Raw genomic sequence first — 260 nt, forward strand, 5'->3', positions numbered from 1 at the left:
GAACGACATGGCTACGATCCGACTTGGGTGCCCTTGTTCCAACACCTTGAAGATGTAGATCTTGTATGTTTCAACTGACTTCTTGTGTCTCTTCTTCTTCTTGTCTGCTGCGTCTTTTGGTGGGAGCTTCTTTTCTGCTTTGGGTTTTGGTGTCTTCTCTGCTGCTGGCTTCTTCTCCGCTGCTGGTTTCTTCTCTGCTGCCTTTGGTGCCATTTTTTTCAAGGCGGATCGTAGCCATGTCGTTCTGTGAGCCAAGGAGT

The 260-nt window shown here is 48.5% G+C and carries 1 protein-coding gene; it reads right to left on the reverse strand.

From position 1 onward, the window contains the following. Positions 1 to 70: 70 nt before the first annotated feature. On the reverse strand, positions 71 to 260 hold a 190-nt coding region (locus tag ACYQ78_RS39775; RefSeq protein ID WP_459806173.1), incomplete at its 5' end, for a hypothetical protein.

It is taken from the genome of Herbidospora sp. RD11066 (assembly GCF_054661255.1).